Below are 21,402 nucleotides of genomic sequence, written 5' to 3'. Positions count from 1 at the left end.
ATCATCAATCAGATAAACAGCTATCTGATTCTCTGGTTTATTGGTTGATTATTTTAAGTAAATCTTGATTAAACTCCGGATAAGATACCTTAACCGCATCTTCTCCTTTAATCTGGACAGTTTCTTTTGGTGAAACAAGTAAACTAGCAATCTTTAACATCATAGCCATTCGGTGGTCTTGATAACTGTTAACCACTCCACCATGTAAGGGAGTAGGTCCGTTAATAATCATTCCATCCTCGGTACTTTCAATATCTGCCCCTAGTTTTTTCAATTCACAAACAGTGGCATCAATACGATTAGTTTCTTTGACTTTTAACTCTTCTGCATCTTTAATCACTGTTCTTCCTGTTGCCTGAGTAGCTAATAAAGCAATCACCGGCAACTCATCAATGGCCCGAGGAATCAGTGAACCTGAAATAGTTGTCCCCACTAATTCTGAAGCCTGTACGTCAATATCTCCAGTATAGTCAGTGTCACTGTGAGGATGAACCTGCACTTTCCCTCCCATTTGCTGAACAATATCTAATATTCCTGTACGAGTTTCAGACAAGCCAACATTAGTTAACCAAATATGACTGTTAGGGACACATAAGCCTGCTACTATAAAAAAGGCCGCTGAAGAAATATCCCCTGGAACAAATAAGGTAGTTCCTGTTAACTGTTGGGGGCCAGTCAGTTGAATTTGTTTGCCTGTTACTTGAATGTCTCCACCAAATAACCGAATCATCTCTTCTGTATGATTGCGAGTCAGTTCTTTTTCAACAATCAGACTGGTTCCCTCTGCTTGTAAAGCAGCGAAAAGCAAAGCGGATTTTACTTGGGCACTAGCTACTGGTAAATGATACTGAATAGGTTTTAAACAAGAAGTACCTTGCAAGATCAACGGAAGGGTTTCTTTCTCCCCTTGACCTTGACTAGTTACTCCCATTTTTCTTAAAGGTTGTAATACCCGGTCCATTGGGCGACTTGAAAGAGAAGCATCACCTGTTAACGTAATAGGAAAACAGCAAGTAGCTAATAAGCCGCTAACCAGCCGAAGAGTGGTCCCAGAATTACCTACATCAATCGCTTCACTAGGTGGCTGAAACGAGGACACGCCTTTTCCTACAATCACTAATTGATTACCTTCTTCATAAATAGTAACCCCTAATGCTTTAAACAGATTTAACGTAGCCAGACAATCCTCACTTTTTAAAAAATGATGAACCCGAGTGACGCCATGAGCCATAGCTCCAAACATAATACTTCGATGTGAAATAGACTTATCTGGTGGAACTTGGATGCTTCCCTCTAAAAACATATTTTCACTCCTTACAAGTAACTTTCTAGTAACTCAAATGATAAATTTTCTAATTGACTTTCCCCTATTTGTGTCACCATCACACAGGTTACCTGATCTTTTTCTGCTTTTTTATCGTGGCGAATAGCGGCTAATAATTCTTTTGTTTCATAGTTGTCTGTTACACAAGTAGGTAGCTGGTACTTATTTAACAACCTCTCTAATTCTTCTAACACTCCTGGTTGGGTTATTCCTTGTTTCACACTGATTTTAGTCATCATGTGCATACCAATCGCCACTGCTTCACCATGGTATAGCGTACCATATCCCAATATTTTTTCTAGTCCATGACCAATAGTGTGACCAAAATTTAAGAATTTCCGTTGTCCTTGTTCCCGCTCATCTGCTTCGACTACTTCTTTTTTATTGACACAGCTTTGATAAATCAGCTGCATTAGTTCTTGTTTCTTCTGTTTCTGGCTTCCCTTTACTGGATAAGCTTGTAAAAGTTCCCATAAACCTGTATCTCGAATAATGGCTATTTTGATTATCTCTCCAAAACCTTCTAAAAACCGTCTTTCTGGCAAAGTATCTAGTACATCTACATCAATAACCACCAAATCTGGTTGCCAAAAACTACCGACTAAATTTTTACCTGCTTGAGAGTTAATCCCTGTTTTTCCCCCGATACTACTATCGACTTGGGCTAATAAAGAAGTAGGGACTTGGATAAAATGAATGCCTCGCATATATGTACTCGCAACAAATCCAACTAAATCTCCAACTACTCCTCCTCCTAAAGCAATTAAACCATCTTTTCTAGTAAAGCCTAAAGCTCCTAAATATTCCTGTAGCTGTTCAAATTGTTGAAAATTTTTAGATCCTTCTCCAGCTGGTATTTCATAATAATAGACTTGAAAACCAGCTGTCGTTAAGGAATCGGTCACTTGTTGTTTATAAAGTGGGCCGACATGTGTGTCAGAAACAAGTAACACACATTGTGGCTGCCATAGCTTAGACACTTTTTTACCTATTTCTGGTAACAATTGTTGACCAAATAAAAGCTCATAAGAATGGTTGGAAAATGTCATCCTTAGCTGCATTGTCATGTTTTCCTCCTTAGATATCTGCTTGTAATATCTCATGGATTCGACGTAAAGTAGGGACTAATTTTTGAAGCATCTCTGGTGTTAAAGACTGCTCCCCGTCAGATAAAGCCAGTGTTGGTTCAGGATGAGCTTCAATCATCACCCCATGAGCACCAGCTGCAATCCCTGCTTTAGCCATAGCTGGCACATGTTTTCTAATACCAATTCCGTGGCTAGGATCCACAATAATCGGTAAGTGAGTCAACTCTTTTAAAACTGGTACAGCATTTAAATCCAAAGTGTTCCGTGTCGCTGTTTCAAAGGTTCTAATTCCTCGTTCAATTAAGATAATCTGTAAATTCCCTTGAGCCGCAATATACTCTGCTGCATTTAATAAATCCGTAACAGTCGCCGCCATGCCTCGTTTAAGGGCAACAGGTTTTTGGGTTTTCCCCACTGCTTCAAGTAACTTGAAGTTTTGCATATTTCTTGCCCCAATTTGAAACACATCTGTATAGGGGGTCATCTCTGACACATGCTCAATATCCATCACTTCTGTAATAACTTTTAACCCATAACGATCGGCAGCTTGTCTTAAATAAATTAAGCCTTCTTCTTCTAGTCCTTGAAAACTATAAGGAGAAGTTCTTGGTTTGTAAGCCCCACCTCGTAAAAGCTGTCCACCTGCTGCTTTAACAAAAGCAGCAGAAGTCATCATTTGTTCCTGACTTTCAACTGAACAAGGACCTGCAATGACTGTTAAATGATTGCCACCAATTTTAATTTGATCTCCTAAATCAATAATAGTATCTGTTTTTTTATAGTCTCGGCTAACCAGTTGATAAGAAGTATTAATTTGAACAACCTCTTCAACCATTGGTAAATGTTCAATTTCTTCTTGATTAATCAACTGTTTTACTTGATACAACACTCGGTTATTTGCTTCAATTTTATAAACATCTTGTGTTCCTAATACTTGTTTAAGTAATGCTTGGTCTTTATCTGTCACGTTTTCTTTTAATCTTACTATCATTTCTTTTCCCCAATCAATTTCTTTTCCAGTTCCTTTTGAATATAAGCAACAGGCATGGCTTGATGTGTCCATAACTCATAACTATAAGCCGCCTGTCCAAGTAACATCCCTAACCCATTAAACCGTTGACACCCTTGTGACGCTGCTTGTTTTAGCAAATATGTTTCCTGAGGTTGATAAACCACATCAACCACGACTTTTTCAGGGGTTAACCACTCCCGATTAGGAACTAAAGAAATATCTTCCAGTGGGGTCATACCCACATTCGTTCCATTCACAATCATATCAGATTTTTTTATACTTTGGTGAATATTTTGCGGATTATCAGAAGATAATAAATGAATCTCACACTGGGTTTTTTTGGCGATTTCTTTTAATTTTTTTTCTGCCGCGTCCCATGTGTCATTAGGTCGTTTTAATACAAAAAATTCTCCTACCCCTTCTTTAGCACCTTGAGCAATAATGGCAGTGGCTGCTCCACCTACTCCAAAAATCGTCATCGACTGATTTAGATAAGGAACTTGTTGACTAGCTAAATGTTTATAAAAGCCTAATCCATCAGTATTATATCCTACTAACTGATTATCCACTGGCACAATCGTGTTCATCGCACCAATCAATGACACCTCAGAAGATAACTCATCCATTAACGCCATACTAGCTGTTTTTAAAGGCATAGATAAATTAGCCCCGCCCATACCTAATAGAGGAATACTTTCAATACTTGCCTTTAAATGAGATAAAGGTGTATCAAAAGCTAAATAAACACCGTCAATCCCTTGTTGCTGAAAGGCTAAATTATGAATAAATGGGGATAAACTATGACTAATAGGGGTTGCAAAAACCCCAAATAATTGGGTCTGTCCTGAAATCATTTTATTCTCCTTAAAAAAAAGCACTTACTATAGTGAAAACTACAGTAAATGCTTGGTTTATTTTTCTCCCAAAACCTACTGGGATTCTCGTTTTCATTACTTTTTTCAGTATAGCTTTTTTTAAATTTAGTGTCAAACCTTCTCACTCTAAAGCACTGTTACAAGGGTTTTACTTTCTCATTCAATTTATTATATGATAATATGGAAGTAATTATAAATTTGGAGGTAAACTCATGCAACCTATTACTCATGATTATTTTGAAGATGTGTTTTTAAATCGTCATTCTATTCGTAAATATAAACCAAACCAACCAATCTCACGGGAAGTGATGACTAAAATTATCAAAATGACTAGTCAAACGCCTTCTTCCCTCAACTTACAACCTTGGCATTTCGTTGTAGTGGATAGCCCTGAAAAAAAAGCAGCGCTAGCTCCTTATTTTGCTTATAACCCTCAACAATGTGAGACGTCTTCTGCTATGGTCTTTATTTTTGGAGATTTAGAAGCTGTTTCGAGAACTGATTTTATTTTAGACGAAGCTGTTAAAGCAGGTAAAATGCCAGAAGAAGTGAAATTACGTCAAAGTAAGATGATTAAAGATATTTATCAAAACTACACAGACGAAGAACTACAAATAACTACGGTCTTTGACGGTGGTCTAGTAGCTATGAGTTTTATGCTAGCTGCTCGTTACTTTGGTTATGACACTTGTCCGATTGGTGGCTTTGATAAACAACACATTCACCAAGCCTTAGATATCGACGAGACTCGCTACTTACCTTTATTAGCTTTATCAATTGGCGTAGCCGATGAAACAGGCCACGACTCTTACCGTCTAAGTCCTTCTGACATCACTACATTCTTATAAAAAAAAGCCTTTCTTCTTAATCGGAAGACAGGCTTTTTTAATTTAATGCCATTTTGTACGATTTAAACTAAGTGAATTTAATAAAACACTGACCGAGCTAAACGCCATAGCTCCTCCTGCAATAATAGGATTTAACCAACCTAATGCAGCAAAAGGAATCCCAATAATATTGTAAATAAACGCCCAGAATAAATTTTGTTTGATTTTTTTAACTGTTTTTTTAGATAGTTGAATCATCCGTTCCACTTGCAATAATTGATTGTTCATAATAGTAATGTCTGCTGTTTCCATGGCAATATCAGTGCCACTTCCCATGGCAATCCCGATATCTGCTGTGGCAAGGGCTGGAGCATCATTAATTCCGTCTCCTACCATTCCCACTTGTTTTCCTTGTTTTTGTAACTTAGAAACGTAAGAAGCCTTATCTTCTGGTAATACCTCAGCAAAAATGTGGGCTTTTTCAATTCCTACCTGTTCCCCAATAAACTGAGCGGCACGCTGATTGTCTCCTGTCAGTAAGTAAACGTCGATTCCTTGATCCTTTAGCTGTTTGATCGCTAAAGCTGCTTCTTCTTTTACTACATCAGAAACAGCAACAATCCCCATAATACCTTGTTCTTTAGCCACATAAATCACTGTTTTACCTTGATTTTCCCATGACGTTACCAAGGTATCATAGGAGCCAGTGTCAAAACCAGACTGAGCCATTAAATGTCGGTTACCTGCTAGATACTCTTGATTTTCAATGACTCCTTTAATCCCTAAACCTGGTAGTGCTGTCGTTTTGGTTTCATTTAATTCTTTGTCATATGCCCCAATAGACTGACCATAGGCTACAACTGCTTCCCCAATTGGATGTTCGGAATTCATTTCTAACGCAACTAAATATTTAAAACTATCTGCTACCTCTTCTAGCCAGTGAACATCTGTCACTTGAGGTTTTCCTTCTGTGATGGTCCCTGTTTTATCAAAGACTATAGCATTTAGGTGAGCCGCTTTTTCTAACGCTTCTCCTCCTTTAATCAAAATCCCTTGCTTAGCTCCTAAACCTGTTCCCACCATAATAGCAGTTGGTGTAGCTAGCCCTAAAGCACAAGGACAAGCAATCACTAGCACAGATACACTGTGAATAATCCCTACTTGTAGCTGACCTGTTACCAAACTAGTTACTACTAATGTCACAGCTGCTATGACAAGGACTGCTGGAACAAATACCCCAGAAACTTTATCGGCTATTTGTTGAATAGGTGCCTTCGTTCCTTGAGCTTCCTCTACCAATTGAATGATGCGAGATAAAGCAGTTTCTGATCCGACTTTTGTGACTTTCATCTGAAAAGCACCAGCACCGTTACTTGTACCACCAAACACTTGATCTCCAGCTTGTTTACTAACAGGTAGACTTTCACCAGTTAACATACTTTCATCTAACACTGTTTGCCCAGCTACAACTACCCCATCGGTAGGAACTTGTTCCCCTGGTTTCACCACTAAATGATCTCCAACTAAAACCTGCTCATAAGGAATGACTAACTCTTTCCCTTCACGTAAGACAGTAGCTTCTTTCGCTTGTAAATCCATTAATCCTCTAATAGCATAACTCGTTTTATTCTTAGCTTTTTGTTCCACATATTTTCCTAATAAAATAAGGGTAATAATCATAGCACTACTTTCAAAATATAAATCTGTAGCGACTCCCCCTAAAAAACCATTATAGACACTTAATAAGTAAGCCGCGCTTGTCCCCATCGCAACTAAAACATCCATGTTAGGGGCCTTCGTTTTAATACTGTGATAAGCTCCTTTATAAAAACGAGCTCCAATAAAAAACTGAACAGGAGTAGCCAATCCCCATTGGACTAAAGGTTTGTGCAGCCAGTGAACTAACGGACTATTTACCCCTGCCATCATCAAAATCATGCCTACAACCATAGGCAAGGTCAATAGCCCACTAATAATTAATTCGTAAAACATTCTTTTTTCTGCTGCTTGTTGTTGCTGACGAATATGTTGTTTGTGAGCCTCATCGTATAAAATAGCTCCGTAACCAATCTTTTCTACTTGCTCAATTAGTTCTTCTGAATTAGTTACCTCTTTTTCATATAACACTGTCGCTTTTTCTGTTGCAAAATTGACAGTAGCTTGTTCAACACCTTTTTGTTGATTTAACTCTTTTTCTACTCGGGCAGAACAGTTAGCACAAGTCATGCCTGTAATAACAAATGTATCCCTTGCTTGTCCCATCTTACTTCACCTCAGCTTGATAACCTAACTCTTCTATTTTATCCAGAACTTGTTGAATAGATAATTCGGTTTCGTCTAACGTGACTTTTCCTTCCTGCTTACGTAAATTGACTTTTATTTTTTTAACGCCTGGTAAGCTAGCCACCCCTTCTTCAATTCTAGCCGCGCAATGTTTACAACTCATTCCTTCTATTTCTAAAACTTGTTTCATTTTGATAACCTCTTTTCATTAGTAGGATCATGTTCTTCCTTGTGGCATTCACATTGACCTGGTATACAGTTACACGTAATTTCTGCTACTGGTTGTTTTTGATCCAATTGATGTTGAATCCAAGCCATATCTTCTTTGGTTAGCTCTGCTTGCTGGATTAAATCCCCTAAAGTTTGGCCAATTTTTTTGGCACAAATATGACTAAATAAAGTTTCTGTTGCACTTTGCACTGTTTCTTTCTCACTGACTAATGGATAGTACCTATATTTATTTCCCTGTTTTTGAGTGCCTACCAATTCTTTTTTGACTAGCCGTCCTAGTAACGTTTTTATCGTAGCAGGTTTCCAGTCCATGGTTGTCTCCAACACTTTAATCACTTCTTGGCTAGTGGTTAATTCCTGTGTCCAAATAACACGTAATACTTCCCACTCTGCCTCACTCACTTTTACTGGTTCAGACACGCGAACCATACACTCACCTCCCTTTCGTTTACAAGCGTAATCGTTTATATCTATAAGTTACAACCATACTGACTATTTGTCAATCAAAAAAGACGAGCCTTCATAGGAAGACTCGCCTTGTTGATTAATCTGTTACTAATAAATTTAAGTGATTAACTAAATACAATTCAATCTCTTTTTGTGAATTTAACGTGATTCGCTTTTGTTCTCTTTTATGTTCAAAATGAATCATCGTTAAACCACTTGTTAACTGGTAAAACTTTTTAATTTTTTTATCCTGATAAATAATAGGATAAACGTATACCTTTTGGTTAAAATCCGCCATTAATTCAGAATCACTGATACTTTTTACAAAGTTATCATAATACCGATCACTTGGATCTGCTAAGATTACCACCGCTTCTTTATTTTTACGAATGGTTTCTTCTAGTTCTCCATCTGCTAAAATTTTAACTTGTTTTTTATTGCCATACTCTTTTGCAACCAATGAGTTAGTCTGACTGACTCTAATTTTTTTCTGAGATTCTGGTGCAATCACCACTAAAACCAAAGTAACTAGTACCACGATTAAACTACCGACGATCAACCATTCTTTCCTCTGCCACAATCGTTCTAACCAGCCTTGAAAAGCCTGACCCATCTTAGGTCCTAATTGTGTCACCTTACTAACAAATGTTTCAAATGTTGGTTTCATAGTTTCTCCTAATCCTTTAAAAAATTGAGCAAAATCCTGAAATAGTGGCTGAAAGACTTGTCCCCATTCCTTTGTCTTTTCTTCAAATACGCTGAGCCACTCTGTTAATCTATCCATTCCCTCACCCTTAATTTACATATGATACATCTAGTATACTCATACTTAGGCCAAATGAAAAGATAAAAAAAGCTTATGAGTTATTTGACAACAAGTTTAAAAAAAAGCTATAGTTAACTTTAAGAAACTTATTGAAGGAAAGAGGAAGGTCTATGTCATTTGATGGTGTTTTTACGCATCTCATGGTTCAAGAATTAAACCAAGTCTTAGAAGGTGGCCGTATTTCTAAAATTCACCAACCTTACGACAATGAATTGATTTTAATTATTAGAAACCAAGGGAAGAACCATAAACTATTACTATCTGTACACCCAACTTATGCTCGTGTACAACTAACTGAGATGGTTTACCAAAACCCTGCTGTGCCTCCTAATTTTTGTATGACCCTTAGAAAACATATGGAAGGTGCCTTAATTCAATCTTTGGAACAAATTGAAAATGACCGCATCATTCATTTACATTTTACTAAACGGAATGAATTAGGAGATTTAGAAAACCTAGTCTTGATTATAGAATTAATGGGCCGACATAGCTCCATTATTTTAGTCAACCAACAAGAAGAGAAGATTTTAGATTGTATCAAACATATCGGTCCTTCTCAAAATAGCTACCGCCTATTATTACCAGGAGCTACTTACCAACGACCCCCTGTACAAGAAAACCAGTGGAATCCTTGGCAAGTTCCGAAAGAAAAATTATTTGAAATACTATCAACCAGTGAGTGGCAACCACAAACTATTCAGCAGCACTTCCAAGGAATAGGCAAATTAACGGCAAAAGAACTAATTGAAAGACTAAACCAGTCGCCCCAAGATAAATTAACGACTTGGCTAAACTTTTTCAACCAGTTAACTACCCAACTTCAGCCGACTTTAACTTCTGTTAATCAAAAAGAGTTCTTTACTCCTATTCCCTATGTTTCATTAGGAAATGAGTATCAGAATTTTTCTTCTTTAAGTCAGTTACTCGATAACTTTTATGAAGGAAAAGCTGAAAAAGAACGAGTGAAACAACAAGGAAGTCAGTTAATTCGGCAAATTCAAACTAACTATAAAAAAACTGTCAATAAACTTAAAAAGTTAGAAAAAGAACTCAATGAAACAGAAAATGCTGAAATTTACCGACAAAAAGGCGAATTACTCACTACTTACTTACATTTAGTTGAAAAAGGAACCAAAGAAATTACTTTAGAAAATTATTACGAAGAAAATCAGCCGATTCACATCCAATTAAGGGAAGATTTATCTCCCTCTCAAAATGCCCAAAAATATTTTCATAAATACGCTAAACTGAAAAATGGGGTTAAAAAAATTCAGAAACAACTTGAAGAAACCAAACAAGAAAAATATTACTTAGAATCTGTCTTATCTCAATTAGAAATCGCCTCTCCTATGGATTTAGAAGTCATTCGGGAAGAATTGATTGAAGAAAAAATTATTCGCAATCGAAACAAACAGGCGAAACATAAGAAGAAAAAACCTAGCCAACCAGAAAAATATCTATCTTCTGATGGCACTTCTATTCTCGTTGGAAAAAACAATTTACAAAATGATAAGCTCACTTTAAAAACAGCTCGGAAAACGGATATTTGGCTACATGCTAAAGACATTCCTGGTTCTCATGTGATTATCGAACACGCCTCTCCTTCTAATGAAACCTTAGAAGAAGCTGCGATTTTAGCTGCTTATTTTTCTAAGTATCAATTATCTAATAAAGTCCCTGTTGACTATGTATCAGTGAAACATGTAAAAAAACCAAATGGTGCTAAACCTGGTTTTGTCATCTATGACAATCAACAAACACTTTTTGTTACTCCAACTAAAAAAATAGTTGAAAACTTACGTAACAACGCCAAATCATCATAAGAAAAAGCAGACCCTATTTTCTAGGATCTGCTTTTTTATTAACTCTTTTAATCATACGCATCTAATTTTTGATTTAACACAACCGAATTCACCAGAGACATAATCACTGAAACAATGACTGCTGAACCAAAACTAGAAAAACCAAAATTTTGGGGTCCGACTAAGGAACTGGTTAATTGCAAGATAATCCCATTAATAACAAAACTAAACAAACCAAAAGTAATTAAAGTAATCGGTAAGCTTAATAAATGTAAAATAGGTTTAACTAGCGCATTTAAAATCGATAACACAGCACTAGCTAACAAGGCAATTCCTAGACTTCTTACATATAACATGTGGTTCGGTAGAATAACATGTAGTGAAATGAAGGTTAAGGTATTCACCAACAGTCGTTGCCAATAACTCATTAAAAGTCACTCCAATCCTCATCATCCTTGACTTTTTCAGCTTCCTTTCGTTCTCTTTTACTAGAACTACTATAAGGTGAGCCATAAGGATTATGATAAGGAGAACCATTTTGCCCAGAATCACTTGGGATGATTAACATCAATAAAATATATAATAATATTGGTGAGGCAGCTAACACAAAGGTTAACACAATATAAATCACTCTGACTAGAGTTGGATCTATATTAAAATATTCTGCTATACCGCCTAATGTTCCTGAAATGACTACATTTGTTCTGGATTTTGTTAGTTTCTTTTTCATACAGCATGCTCCTTTATTTCTTACTCTTGTTCTGAATCTTTTAGATAAATACTTCCAGTCGTGGTTGTGGCATGAATTCTAACTGTTTCTTGATTTTCTTCAGAAAACCGTCTAAATTGCAACAATTGATTGGTTTTTTCTTTTTTCTCACGAAGGACTTCTGTTCGTTCCAAACGATTTTTAATACTACCAATACTTACTTTAGCCGTTCCTTCTAAACCTAGACTACTTGGCATAGACAATTTAATATCCCCATTGACTAATTTAACTTCTACTTTTTTAACTAAAGGCTCTAAAGCTGTTAGTTTAATATCCCCATTAACATTAGATACACTATAATTTTCGATCGCTGAGCGAGTAATGATTTCCCCGTTAACTGATTCTGCTAACAAGTCTACAATCTGACTGTCTGTAATTTCAATATCTCCGTTAACTCCTTCAATTTCTAACATAGTTGCAGTTAACTGATGAAACTCCATATCTCCATTGGTGCTTTTAGCATATATGTCATTAACTTGTAGCTCTTCTACTTCTATATCCCCATTTAACATTTTAACTGAGACATAGTCGTAATCTTTTCTTGGTAAGTAAACAGTTAAATCCGCTTTAATTCGTTTATTAGGAATTTGGAAAGAAATACTTTCTTCAGTTACTTCAATCCGGCTTCTTTCAAGAAATGCTTCAAAAAGAGTATCTGCATTCATTTTACCATAAATTTTAATATTAGCTTCTACTTTTAAATCTTGAGAGTCCCACGTTTTAAAGTTTACTTGCCCATTTGCTACTTTAAAATCAATTAAAGAGGCAGTAATTTCTGGGTAATAAAACTCATGACTAAAACTATTGGTAACCATGCCTGGAACTTTAATATTCACATCTTTCCAGTCTACATTATCACTCACAGTATCCGAAACATTTTTAACTGTTTCTTTAAAGAAACGGCCTAATTGACTACCAGCTTGACTAACTTTTTTTCCTAAACGAGTACTAGCCTCTGTCATTTTTTGACCTAAGTCATTCACGCTTTCTTCCCAGTCATCTGGCATGTCAAAACCTTGAAACCATTGTTCTTTTTTATTAGATTTTTGTTCCTGTTTAATGGCTTCTAACTCATCTTCTGCCGTTTCTTTTTCTACTTGTAATTCTGTTAATTTACTACGCAATTTATTTAATTGTTCTTCTAAAGCTTGTCGCTCTGCCTGTTGAGCCTCTTCTAAACTATCTAACTCTTCCAAAGTATCCAGTACCATTTTTTGCTCTTCTAACTCTTTAATCCGAGCCAATGTGTGCACCATTTCTTCCTGGATACCATCTAATTCAGCTGAAGCTCGGTTAGCCCGAGTAGCTAATTCATCTAAAATATGTTCCAGTTGCTCATAATCTGCTTGATATTTATCCTCAATACTTGAGACAGCTTCTTCTGTTTGGCATTGTTCCTCTTGACTATCTTCTGCTTGTTCTTGTTGTTTTTCTGTATCTATATCTAAATTTTCTAAAAGGACCAACGCTTCTTCAGATGAAATAACACCTTTTTTAACTAATTCGATAATTCGATCTCTTTCTCTCACGATAGTAGCCTCCTTAGCTCTATGCTTATATTTAATACTTACTGTACCTTTATTATGCCTTGTTTCTAAACAATTGTCATAGGTCCTAAGTTGGATTTCGTTATCCTTTGTAAGATGTAGTTGTTTCTAAATATAAAAAAACTCTTTTGGCTAATGTGACTTAGGGCAAAAGAGTTGTTTAATGGTTATACGAATAATAATCTAAATCAGTTTAATACAAACCTAAAAATGGACCTGGATCTACAAAGCCTGACCACACACTGGTACTAATACCAAAATGTAAATGAACCCCAGTTGAATTACCAGTTGTTCCCATCAAGCCGATTTGTTGCCCTGTACTAACAGTTTCTCCTTGACCTACTAATAACGTCGTCATATGCATGTAATAAGTATAGTAGCCATTATCGTGTTTAATGATAATATGATTACCTGCACTTGGATGATAGCTTGCAGCCACAACTGTTCCACCACGACTTGCAAAAATAGGATCATTTAAACTACCAGCCATATCAATTCCATCATGTTGGGTACCAGATGCACCTGTTGGATCTTCACGACCACCAAACCCACTTGTGATGTGAATGTTTGGAATTGGGTATTGAAACTCTCCTGAATTAGCTTCTGGCGGTGTTGGCGTTGGATTAGAATGATTTTGTTGCTGTTTTTTCGCTTCTTCAAGAGCTTTTAACCGCACTTGCTCCATTGCTTCTAGTCGTTTCAATTCGTCTTGACGACGCTTTTCAGCAGCCGCTTTTTCTTTCAATAAGCCGTCTTTTTTAGACTTTTCTTGAGCCAACTCAGCTTCCACTTGTTTAATCAACACAGCTTGGTCTAATTTTTTCTTTTGTAACTGCTCATTGTTTTCTTTTAATGTTTCTGTCATTTGGATAATATCAGCTAATTTTTGATTTAACTCTTTTTGTTTAGACTCTAATTTTTCTTGGTCTGCTTGCTGAGCTACCACAATATCATTATTAGCTTGAACGAGTTTACTATACGCAAGGGTTTTAGTAATGGCATCGGATAAATTATCTGAGTCTAATACCGCATCCACAATAGTATGACTAGCTTGATTAACTTGAACAGAGCGTGCTTGTTCATTGATTTGTTCTGTCCGTTTTTCAATAGCTTTGGTTAATTGTGCGATATCCTCATTTAACTGATTTAACTCTTTTTCAAGAGCTACTTTTTTCTTTAAAATCTCTGCTGTTTGTTTTTCTAATTGTTTAATGTCTGTTTCAATTTGTTTTAATTGATTTTCATCAGCTGATTTTTTTTGCTGTAAGTTCTCAATCTTTTGATTAGACTGATCAATTTGATTGTCCAGTGACTCCGCAAAGGTGACAACTGGCGCTGAACTTAGTAATAAGCAAGTAGATGCTAAAATTAAATGTTTTTTCTTCATAAAACCTATCCTTTGTTTTGTTTAATTCCTTATCTACTATATCATAAATAATCGTTCAGTAAGTTACAAACAGATTACATTACCTTGATTATGTTATCTTTCTCATTTTTTTCTTTTTTAAAAAAAACACAGATCTATTTTTATAAGATCTGTGTTTGTTCGTTTATTATTTTTGTTCAAACTCATGATTAGAATGGAGTTCCAAAATTTTACCTGTATGAAGATAAACAATCCACTCACAAATATTTGTGGCATAATCTGCAATTCGTTTTAAGAAGCCAACCACTTGTAAGTAGTCTGCTCCCCCTTCAATTGTTTCAGGATTTTCTTTCATCGATTCAATTGAAAACCCGTAAATAATATTGAAGTAGTCGTTAACTTCCTCTGCTTGAGTAGCGATTTCTTTAGCTGCTTTGTAATCCTCATTAACATAAGCATTCATCACATCATCAATCATAGTTTTAACTTCAGACGCCATTGTCGCAATTTTTTCTTCCACTTCTAAAATACGTTTAGTTCCTTTTACCCGAATAGTTGCTTTGGCTATAGAAACGGCGTGATCTGCCATTCTCTCTAGGTCAGAACTAGCTTTCATCACTGTCACAATAATTCTAAGATCTGTTGTCACAGGTTGTTGCAAGGCAATCATCTCTAAACTTTTCTTCTCTAGGCTCACTTCCATATCGTTAATGACAACATCATTTTCAATCACTTCTTGAGCCAATTTTTTATCATGTTGAATAAATGAATGCACTGATTTATATACAGCGTCACTCACAGCTAAACCCATTTCAAAAAAATCTTTGTGGAGTTGTTGTAAATCTTCTTCAAATTGTGTTCGCAGCATAAATATCCTCCTTAACCAAATTTACCAGTAATATAGTTTTCTGTTTCAATTTTTTTCGGATTTAAAAAGATTTCTTTCGTTGGAGCGTACTCAATTAAGTCTCCATTCAAGAAAAACGCCGTTCGGTCCGAAATCCGAGAAGCTTGAGGCATGTTATGGGTAACCATAATCATTGTATAGTCCTCTTTTAAATCATACAGCATTTCTTCAATTTTTCCACTAGAAACTGGATCAAGAGCACTGGTAGGCTCATCTAACAAAATAACATCAGGTTTCACTGCTAGAACACGAGCAATACACACCCGTTGTTGCTGTCCTCCTGATAATGATAACGCACTTTTATTTAGCTTATCTTTCACATCATCCCAAACAGCTGCAGCTTTTAAGCTTTCTTCGACAATCTGATCTAGCTCTTCTTTGGTGTAAGTTTGCTGTTGTAGTCTTAATCCATAAGTCACATTATCATAAATAGAAAATGGGAAAGGATTAGGTTGTTGGAATACCATGCCCATTTGTTTTCTTAGCATCACCACATCCATTGAACTTCCGTAAATATCTTGTCCATTAAACTGAACCTCACCGTTAATGGTAACTCCTGGAATTAAATCATTCATTCGATTAAGCGTTCGTAAAAAAGTTGATTTACCACAGCCAGAAGGACCAATTAATGCCGTAATTTCTTTTTCATAAAATTCAATGTTAATTTGATTTAATGCTTGTTTCTCTCCGTAAAATAAGTCTAAATCTTTTGACGTAATAATAGCCATTTCACTCACTCCTTAACCAAAGTGGCCAGACACATAATCTTCGGTTGCTTGAATTTTCGGTCGGGTAAATATTTTCCGAGTTTTATCATACTCAATCGCATGACCTAAATAGAAGAATGCGGTATAATCACTAATTCTTGAAGCTTGTTGCATGTTGTGAGTCACAATAATAATTGTATAGTCGTCTTTTAAATTAATCAAAGTTTCTTCCACTTTACTAGTCGAAATTGGATCAAGAGCACTGGCTGGTTCGTCTAGTAATAAGATATCTGGTTTCATAGCAATTGCCCGAGCAATACACAACCGTTGTTGTTGCCCACCAGATAAAGCTAGGGCGCTTTTATTTAAATTATCTTTTACTTGATCCCATAAAGCCGCTTGTTTCAAAGAAGTTTCCACTATCTCATCTAATTGTTTTTTGTCTTTCAACCCATGTTGTTTTAAAGCAAAGGTAATATTATCATAAATAGACTTACTAAAGGGATTAGGCTTTTGGAAAACCATGCCAATATGTTTTCTCATTTCATACACGTCAATATTAGGCTGATTGACATCTGTTTCAGCATACATAATAGAACCTGTTACCTTTGTATCATTAATCTCGTCATTCATTCGGTTAAGCGAGCGTAAATAAGTAGATTTACCACAACCAGAAGGACCAATTAACGAAGTGATTTTATTTTTTTCAAACGCTAGACTGACTCCTTTAATGGCTTCATTTTGACCATACCAAACATGAATATCATCAGTATAAAGAGCAATTTCTTTTCCTGTCTGTTTTAAATCCACAATATGCCTTTGATTTACATCATATTCTTTCATTATAAAACTCCTTCATTGATCAACATTTTACCTTTGTTTTCTTTAGGCAGAAGTCATCTTCTTATGAATTCTTTTTCCTAAGAAACGAGCTAAAAAGTTAAATAGTAATACTGCTAAAATCAATACAGCTGAAGCTCCTGCAGAAACAGTAGGACCGTCTGGCATATTTCCTTCACTATTAATTTTCCAAATATGAACTGCTAATGTTTCAGCTTGTCTAAAAATATTTAAAGGACTTGAAATACTTAATGGATTCCAGTTGGTAAAATCTAGCGCAGGGGCACTTTGTCCTGCGGTATAAATCAACGCCGCAGCTTCTCCAAAAATTCGCCCTGCTCCTAAAATAACTCCTGTTAAAATACCTGGTAAAGCTTCAGGTATGATTACGTGAGTGACTGTTTCCCACCGAGATAAGCCTAATGCTAAACCTGCTTCTCTTTGCGTGAAGTGAACAGCTTTAAGCGACTCTTCTACATTTCTCGTTAATAACGGCAAGTTGAAAAAAGTTAACGCTAATGCCCCTGAAATGATTGAAAACCCTAACTGAGCTTTAACTACAAAGAGTAAAAAACCAAACAAACCAACTACAACAGATGGTAGTGAACTTAAAATTTCAATAGCTGTTCGAATAAGACCAGTTACCCAATTATTAGGTGCATACTCAGATAAATAAATACCTGCTCCAAGAGAAATGGGAATACTCACTAGCATAGTAATAAACAATAAATAAAAGGAGTTAAATAGTTGAATGCCTATTCCTCCCCCAGCTTGGAAAGACTTAGATGGGGTAGTTAAAAACTTAAAGGAAACATGAGGAAGTCCTTGCGCTAAAATATATAATAATAAACTAGCTAAAATTACCACAATGATTCCAGCTATCCCATATAAAATACCTGTAGCCAAGCGGTCTGCTTTTTTAGGCGTCATTATTTCATCTCTCCTTTTTTACCAATCCATCTGATTAAGATGTTAAATAATAGGGACATAGTTAATAAGATCAAAGCCAGAGACCATAAAACATTATTTTCTAAGGTTCCCATAATTGTATTACCAATCCCCATAGTTAAAATACTTGTTAATGTAGCTGCTGGACTTGTTAAACTATGAGGCATAAGGGCTGCGTTACCAATAACCATTTGAATCGCTAACGCCTCTCCAAAAGCTCGTGACATACCAAAAACTACTGCAGTCATAATCCCTGGGGTAGCCGCTCTTAATACCACTTTGTAAATAGTTTGCCAGCGAGTAGCTCCCAGTGCTAAAGAAGCTTCTCGGTAATGACGAGGAACTGATTTTAAAGCATCAACCGTCATGGATGTAACAGTGGGTAAAATCATGACAAATAAAACAAAGGTTCCAGACAAAATACCAAAACCACTACCACCAAATACATTTCTAACAGCAGGCACAACTACAGATAGTCCAATAAAACCATATACAACAGAAGGAATACCTACTAATAATTCAATGACAGGCTGTAAAATCTTAGTGCCTAATTTTGGTGAGATCTCTGTCATAAAAATAGCTGCTCCAATAGCAAAAGGCGTTGCCACAATAGCTGATAAGAAGGTTACTAAAAGCGACCCCATAATCATCGGCAATGCTCCTACTAAAGGTTTGCCTTGTTTATCTACACTACTTGGATTCCAAACTTTCCCAAATAAAAAATCTTTTAGATGAACGCCGTTATCAAAGAATGTTGCCAATCCTTTACTTGCTACAAAATAAAAAATAGCGACCACGACTAAAACGATCAATGTAATACATAAGAAACTAACAAATTTTCCAATTTGTTCTAATTTCGCTTTTTTTGATTTTTTAATCAAACTTTCGCGTATGTGTTCCAAAATTCTTCCTCCTTTGATGCATCCCTTAAATTTCTTTCTTATTTAATCAGATTACCGTGAGCATCTCGCTCGACTTCCATCTCAGACACAGCAATATAACCTAATTGCGGCACAATGTTTGCTTGCACGTCTTCTGAAAGCATATAGTCTAAAAATTCTTTAGTTAACCCTTTAGGCTCACCTTTTGTGTACATATGCTCATAAGACCAAATAGGCCATTTATTTTGTTTCACATTATCTTCTGTTGGAGCAATTTGATCAATTTTTAAAGGTTGCACTTCTTCCGTTACATAAGAAAAAGCCACATAACTCACTGCTCCTGGAGTTGTACTAACAATTTGTCTTACCATTCCTGTTGATTCTTGTTCTTGAGACTGTTTAGACTCTTCACCGTCTAATACCCATTGTTCAAAAGTATAACGGCTACCACTACCACTTGCTCGGTTAATCAATACAATAGGTAAGTCTTTTCCGCCAATATCTTTCCAATTAGTTATTTCACCTTGGAACACTTTTTTTAAATCAGACATGCTAATATTGTCTAATCCCACTTCTTTATTCGCAATAGGAACAGTTCCAACTACGGCTACTTTATGGTCTACTAACTCTTTTGCTTTAATCCCTTGTTTCTCTTCTGCAAATAAATCAGAATTACCAATCTCAACCGCCCCTGCTTGAACTTGACTTAAGCCGGTTCCGCTTCCTCCACCTTGTACATTAATAAATTTACCGGTGTGCTGACTACTGTACTGTTCTCCGCCTGCCTCTACTAAGGGTTGCATAGCAGACGAACCAACTGCATTAATTGATTCTCCTCGGTCAACTTTACAGCCAGTTAGCAAGAGTAAAGTAACACCTATGAAAATTAAATGAAAATGTTTTTTCACTTATAATCCTCCTTCAGGAATTTTTACAATTTTCAGAAAATATATTAATTATTCTTTCTTAAACATACGTTCTCTCCTAAAAAAAAGCAAGCCTTTCTAAACGATTTTAGCGGAATAGGCACAAGTTTTTTTAAGTAATCTCAAGGATTTATCATTAAATAATGCTTAAAGCGTGTCCTTATCACTTTCTTATATTTTACCCTATTTTAACAAATAATTAGCCTTTTTTATACATAACAGAGCAAATAAAAAGACACACTTCCTTCAAACTCGAAAATGTGTCTTTTAACTGTATTTTATAACAAGGGAGATATTAATCTAGCCAAGCCTTCTTTAATTTTTATCAGAAGTCCTCTCTCAGCATAAATTTCTTTCGTTAACACTTGAGAGTGCTGACTATCTTGAATAAAAGCTTCTCGAACTTTTTGAGAGAAATCAATATCATAAAAAATAGCATTCACTTCAAAATCTAATCGGAAAGAACGATTGTCAAAATTGGTCGAACCAAGAGAGGTAATCTCTCCGTCTATCACAATGGTCTTAGAGTGCATAAAGCCCTTTTCATAAGTTTCAACAGTCGCTCCGTAGTTTAATAATTCAGCTGCAAAAGAATAAGTTGCCCAATAAACCAAAATGTGATCTGGTTTGTTAGGGATTTGAAGGCGAACTTTAACACCAGACAATAAAGCTAGTTTTAACGCTTCGTGAATAGAATCATCTGGGATATAATACGGAGTTTGAATCAAAATTTCTTTTTTAGCCATATTAATCATTTTTAAATAGACTAACTTAATTTGTTCCATGGTTGAATCTGGTCCACTGGTAACAATTTGAATATCCCTATCTCCTTCTGTTACCATTAACGGAAAATAGGCAGGATCAAATAATAGTTTTGGTTTATGTTGAGAATTCCAGTCCATTAAAAATCTGTTTTGAAGAGCATAGACTGCATCTCCAACAATTCTGACATGATTATCACGCCAGTAACCAAATTTTTTAACAACACCTAGATACTCATCCCCAACATTAAATCCCCCTGTATAACCAATCTTTCCGTCTATCACGACTATCTTCCGGTGATTTCGGTATTGAAGTCGGGGACTTAAATAAGGAACTAAAATAGGAAAGAAGGTTTCCACTTCTCCTCCTGCTTCTTCTAGTGGTTTAAAAAAGTTACGCTTTAAACTAGTTGAGCCCCAAGCATCAATTAGCACCCGAACTTGTACCCCACGTTTAGCTGCATCAATCAAGGCATTCCGAATAGTTTTACCTAATTGATCGCTTCTGTAAATATAATACTGTAAATGAATATGATGTGTGGCAGTTTCAATATCTTTTAATAATTGCTCAAACTTTTTCGTGCCATCTGTAAATAAATCCACTTCATTATTCGTTGTAAACAATGAATCATCATAAATCGATACCATATAAATTAATTCTTTTGGATCAATACTATTCGTTTCAGGAAATGGAAAGGTACCTTCTTTGATTTCTTTAATCTGCTCAGCTATTTCATCTTTTAATCCTAGTTTCTTCTGCATTTGCAAATCAAAAATACGTTCTTTTGAAATTCCTCTTCCTAAAAAGACATATAGCAAAAATCCAACAATGGGAATAAAGGTTAAAACAAGTAACCAAGCCCATGTAGAAGCTGTGTCTTTTCTTTCTAGAAAAATGACAGCCACAGCAAAAATAAAATTCAATACTAAAATGACAGTCATTACATTACTAACTATATGTGTCATCATTCTTCTCCTATCATTTTTATTTTACAATACCTAATTTTTATACAAAAGTAAAGAAAAAGCGAGTAG

21 protein-coding genes are annotated in these 21,402 nt (G+C 35.7%); 2 read left to right on the top strand and 19 right to left on the bottom strand.

Going from position 1 to position 21,402, the window contains the following annotated elements; all coding sequences use genetic code 11:
* Positions 1 to 37 precede the first annotated feature (37 nt).
* The 4 genes from aroA to aroE are packed head-to-tail and all read right to left on the bottom strand — an operon-like array spanning position 38 to position 4,278.
* Positions 38 to 1,303 carry a 3-phosphoshikimate 1-carboxyvinyltransferase gene (gene aroA, locus C7P63_RS00910; protein WP_125942281.1) on the bottom strand — a complete coding sequence of 422 codons (1,266 nt, stop codon included), beginning with the start codon at positions 1,301 to 1,303 and terminating at the stop codon, positions 38 to 40.
* 11 nt (positions 1,304 to 1,314) lie between these two features.
* The gene (gene aroB, locus C7P63_RS00905; RefSeq protein ID WP_165863733.1) at positions 1,315 to 2,391 is read right to left on the bottom strand and encodes a 3-dehydroquinate synthase; all 1,077 of its coding nucleotides are present in this window, start codon (positions 2,389 to 2,391) and stop codon (positions 1,315 to 1,317) included.
* A 10-nt stretch (positions 2,392 to 2,401) separates the two neighbouring features.
* Complete coding sequence (aroF, locus tag C7P63_RS00900) at positions 2,402 to 3,403, bottom strand: 3-deoxy-7-phosphoheptulonate synthase (protein ID WP_125942279.1); 1,002 nt, start codon at positions 3,401 to 3,403, stop codon at positions 2,402 to 2,404.
* On the bottom strand, positions 3,400 to 4,278 hold the full coding sequence (gene aroE / locus C7P63_RS00895; RefSeq protein WP_125942278.1) for a shikimate dehydrogenase: 879 nt from the start codon (positions 4,276 to 4,278) through the stop codon (positions 3,400 to 3,402). The genes aroF and aroE overlap by 4 nt, the downstream gene beginning before the upstream one ends.
* Positions 4,279 to 4,511: 233 nt before the next feature.
* On the opposite strand from aroE, the gene C7P63_RS00890 reads away from it, so the two are divergent.
* Positions 4,512 to 5,147, top strand: a complete 636-nt coding sequence (locus C7P63_RS00890; RefSeq protein ID WP_125942277.1) for a nitroreductase family protein — start codon at positions 4,512 to 4,514, stop codon at positions 5,145 to 5,147.
* 42 nt (positions 5,148 to 5,189) lie between these two features.
* Here C7P63_RS00890 and C7P63_RS00885 read toward each other — a convergent pair whose 3' ends face one another.
* The 4 genes from C7P63_RS00885 to C7P63_RS00870 form a co-directional block, all read right to left on the bottom strand.
* On the bottom strand, positions 5,190 to 7,388 hold the full coding sequence (locus C7P63_RS00885) for a heavy metal translocating P-type ATPase (protein ID WP_125942276.1): 2,199 nt from the start codon (positions 7,386 to 7,388) through the stop codon (positions 5,190 to 5,192).
* 1 nt (position 7,389) lies between these two features.
* Positions 7,390 to 7,599: a copper chaperone CopZ gene (gene copZ / locus C7P63_RS00880; protein WP_125942275.1), complete on the bottom strand. Its 210-nt coding sequence runs from the start codon at positions 7,597 to 7,599 to the stop codon at positions 7,390 to 7,392.
* The gene (locus C7P63_RS00875; protein ID WP_125942274.1) at positions 7,596 to 8,069 is read right to left on the bottom strand and encodes a CopY/TcrY family copper transport repressor; all 474 of its coding nucleotides are present in this window, start codon (positions 8,067 to 8,069) and stop codon (positions 7,596 to 7,598) included. Before C7P63_RS00875 ends, copZ begins: the two co-directional genes overlap by 4 nt.
* Positions 8,070 to 8,184: 115 nt before the next feature.
* Positions 8,185 to 8,871, bottom strand: coding sequence for a hypothetical protein (locus C7P63_RS00870; RefSeq protein WP_125942273.1), 687 nt, complete (start codon positions 8,869 to 8,871; stop codon positions 8,185 to 8,187).
* 152 nt (positions 8,872 to 9,023) lie between these two features.
* Here C7P63_RS00870 and C7P63_RS00865 point away from each other — a divergent pair, with 152 nt between their 5' ends.
* On the top strand, positions 9,024 to 10,736 hold the full coding sequence (locus C7P63_RS00865; protein WP_125942272.1) for an NFACT RNA binding domain-containing protein: 1,713 nt from the start codon (positions 9,024 to 9,026) through the stop codon (positions 10,734 to 10,736).
* Positions 10,737 to 10,783: 47 nt separating this feature from the next.
* On the opposite strand, the gene C7P63_RS00860 is transcribed toward C7P63_RS00865, so the two are convergent.
* From C7P63_RS00860 to cls, 11 genes are all read right to left on the bottom strand, one after another.
* Entirely contained in the window at positions 10,784 to 11,143 is a 360-nt protein-coding gene (locus tag C7P63_RS00860; RefSeq protein WP_125942271.1) for a phage holin family protein, read from the bottom strand.
* Positions 11,143 to 11,445, bottom strand: coding sequence for a PspC domain-containing protein (locus tag C7P63_RS00855; protein WP_125942270.1), 303 nt, complete (start codon positions 11,443 to 11,445; stop codon positions 11,143 to 11,145). The genes C7P63_RS00860 and C7P63_RS00855 overlap by 1 nt, the downstream gene beginning before the upstream one ends.
* Positions 11,446 to 11,465: 20 nt before the next feature.
* The gene (liaX, locus tag C7P63_RS00850) at positions 11,466 to 13,013 is read right to left on the bottom strand and encodes a daptomycin-sensing surface protein LiaX (RefSeq protein ID WP_125942269.1); all 1,548 of its coding nucleotides are present in this window, start codon (positions 13,011 to 13,013) and stop codon (positions 11,466 to 11,468) included.
* Between the two features lie 211 nt (positions 13,014 to 13,224).
* Positions 13,225 to 14,418 (bottom strand): murein hydrolase activator EnvC family protein, encoded by a 1,194-nt coding sequence (locus C7P63_RS00845; protein WP_125942268.1) that lies wholly within the window; start codon positions 14,416 to 14,418, stop codon positions 13,225 to 13,227.
* A gap of 166 nt (positions 14,419 to 14,584) precedes the next feature.
* Positions 14,585 to 15,265, bottom strand: a complete 681-nt coding sequence (gene phoU, locus C7P63_RS00840; protein ID WP_125942267.1) for a phosphate signaling complex protein PhoU — start codon at positions 15,263 to 15,265, stop codon at positions 14,585 to 14,587.
* A gap of 11 nt (positions 15,266 to 15,276) precedes the next feature.
* Positions 15,277 to 16,032 (bottom strand): phosphate ABC transporter ATP-binding protein PstB, encoded by a 756-nt coding sequence (gene pstB, locus C7P63_RS00835; protein WP_125942266.1) that lies wholly within the window; start codon positions 16,030 to 16,032, stop codon positions 15,277 to 15,279.
* Between the two features lie 12 nt (positions 16,033 to 16,044).
* Positions 16,045 to 16,854, bottom strand: coding sequence for a phosphate ABC transporter ATP-binding protein PstB (pstB, locus tag C7P63_RS00830; protein WP_125942265.1), 810 nt, complete (start codon positions 16,852 to 16,854; stop codon positions 16,045 to 16,047).
* Positions 16,855 to 16,896: 42 nt separating this feature from the next.
* Positions 16,897 to 17,781, bottom strand: coding sequence for a phosphate ABC transporter permease PstA (gene pstA, locus C7P63_RS00825; RefSeq protein WP_125942264.1), 885 nt, complete (start codon positions 17,779 to 17,781; stop codon positions 16,897 to 16,899).
* Positions 17,781 to 18,701: a phosphate ABC transporter permease subunit PstC gene (pstC, locus tag C7P63_RS00820; RefSeq protein ID WP_125942263.1), complete on the bottom strand. Its 921-nt coding sequence runs from the start codon at positions 18,699 to 18,701 to the stop codon at positions 17,781 to 17,783. The genes pstA and pstC overlap by 1 nt, the downstream gene beginning before the upstream one ends.
* A 38-nt stretch (positions 18,702 to 18,739) precedes the next feature.
* On the bottom strand, positions 18,740 to 19,588 hold the full coding sequence (locus C7P63_RS00815) for a phosphate ABC transporter substrate-binding protein PstS family protein (RefSeq protein ID WP_125942262.1): 849 nt from the start codon (positions 19,586 to 19,588) through the stop codon (positions 18,740 to 18,742).
* A 296-nt stretch (positions 19,589 to 19,884) separates the two neighbouring features.
* Positions 19,885 to 21,333: a cardiolipin synthase gene (gene cls / locus C7P63_RS00810; protein ID WP_207852908.1), complete on the bottom strand. Its 1,449-nt coding sequence runs from the start codon at positions 21,331 to 21,333 to the stop codon at positions 19,885 to 19,887.
* Between the last annotated feature and the right edge of the window lie 69 nt (positions 21,334 to 21,402).

Origin of the sequence: Vagococcus humatus (genome assembly GCF_003950325.1) — a bacterium.
In the GTDB taxonomy this organism is placed as follows: Bacteria; Bacillota; Bacilli; order Lactobacillales; family Vagococcaceae; genus Vagococcus_C; species Vagococcus_C humatus.
The sequence above is the reverse complement of the archived record's forward strand: the minus strand, read 5'-3'. Positions and strand labels throughout refer to the sequence as shown.

What these genes read in the sequence shown, in the direction of transcription:
- C7P63_RS00870 (WP_125942273.1), bottom strand. Translation starts at nt 8,871, where the DNA reads ATGGATAGATTAACAGAGTGGCTCAGCGTATTTGAAGAAAAGACAAAG.
- C7P63_RS00885 (WP_125942276.1), bottom strand. Translation starts at nt 7,388, where the DNA reads ATGGGACAAGCAAGGGATACATTTGTTATTACAGGCATGACTTGTGCT.
- copZ (WP_125942275.1), bottom strand. Translation starts at nt 7,599, where the DNA reads ATGAAACAAGTTTTAGAAATAGAAGGAATGAGTTGTAAACATTGCGCG.
- pstB (WP_125942265.1), bottom strand. Translation starts at nt 16,854, where the DNA reads ATGAAAGAATATGATGTAAATCAAAGGCATATTGTGGATTTAAAACAG.
- cls (WP_207852908.1), bottom strand. Translation starts at nt 21,333, where the DNA reads ATGACACATATAGTTAGTAATGTAATGACTGTCATTTTAGTATTGAAT.
- C7P63_RS00890 (WP_125942277.1), top strand. Translation starts at nt 4,512, where the DNA reads ATGCAACCTATTACTCATGATTATTTTGAAGATGTGTTTTTAAATCGT.
- pstB (WP_125942266.1), bottom strand. Translation starts at nt 16,032, where the DNA reads ATGGCTATTATTACGTCAAAAGATTTAGACTTATTTTACGGAGAGAAA.
- pstA (WP_125942264.1), bottom strand. Translation starts at nt 17,781, where the DNA reads ATGACGCCTAAAAAAGCAGACCGCTTGGCTACAGGTATTTTATATGGG.
- phoU (WP_125942267.1), bottom strand. Translation starts at nt 15,265, where the DNA reads ATGCTGCGAACACAATTTGAAGAAGATTTACAACAACTCCACAAAGAT.
- aroE (WP_125942278.1), bottom strand. Translation starts at nt 4,278, where the DNA reads ATGATTTCAGGACAGACCCAATTATTTGGGGTTTTTGCAACCCCTATT.
- C7P63_RS00875 (WP_125942274.1), bottom strand. Translation starts at nt 8,069, where the DNA reads ATGGTTCGCGTGTCTGAACCAGTAAAAGTGAGTGAGGCAGAGTGGGAA.
- C7P63_RS00860 (WP_125942271.1), bottom strand. Translation starts at nt 11,143, where the DNA reads ATGAGTTATTGGCAACGACTGTTGGTGAATACCTTAACCTTCATTTCA.
- C7P63_RS00845 (WP_125942268.1), bottom strand. Translation starts at nt 14,418, where the DNA reads ATGAAGAAAAAACATTTAATTTTAGCATCTACTTGCTTATTACTAAGT.
- aroA (WP_125942281.1), bottom strand. Translation starts at nt 1,303, where the DNA reads ATGTTTTTAGAGGGAAGCATCCAAGTTCCACCAGATAAGTCTATTTCA.
- aroF (WP_125942279.1), bottom strand. Translation starts at nt 3,403, where the DNA reads ATGATAGTAAGATTAAAAGAAAACGTGACAGATAAAGACCAAGCATTA.
- C7P63_RS00865 (WP_125942272.1), top strand. Translation starts at nt 9,024, where the DNA reads ATGTCATTTGATGGTGTTTTTACGCATCTCATGGTTCAAGAATTAAAC.
- C7P63_RS00855 (WP_125942270.1), bottom strand. Translation starts at nt 11,445, where the DNA reads ATGAAAAAGAAACTAACAAAATCCAGAACAAATGTAGTCATTTCAGGA.
- aroB (WP_165863733.1), bottom strand. Translation starts at nt 2,391, where the DNA reads ATGACAATGCAGCTAAGGATGACATTTTCCAACCATTCTTATGAGCTT.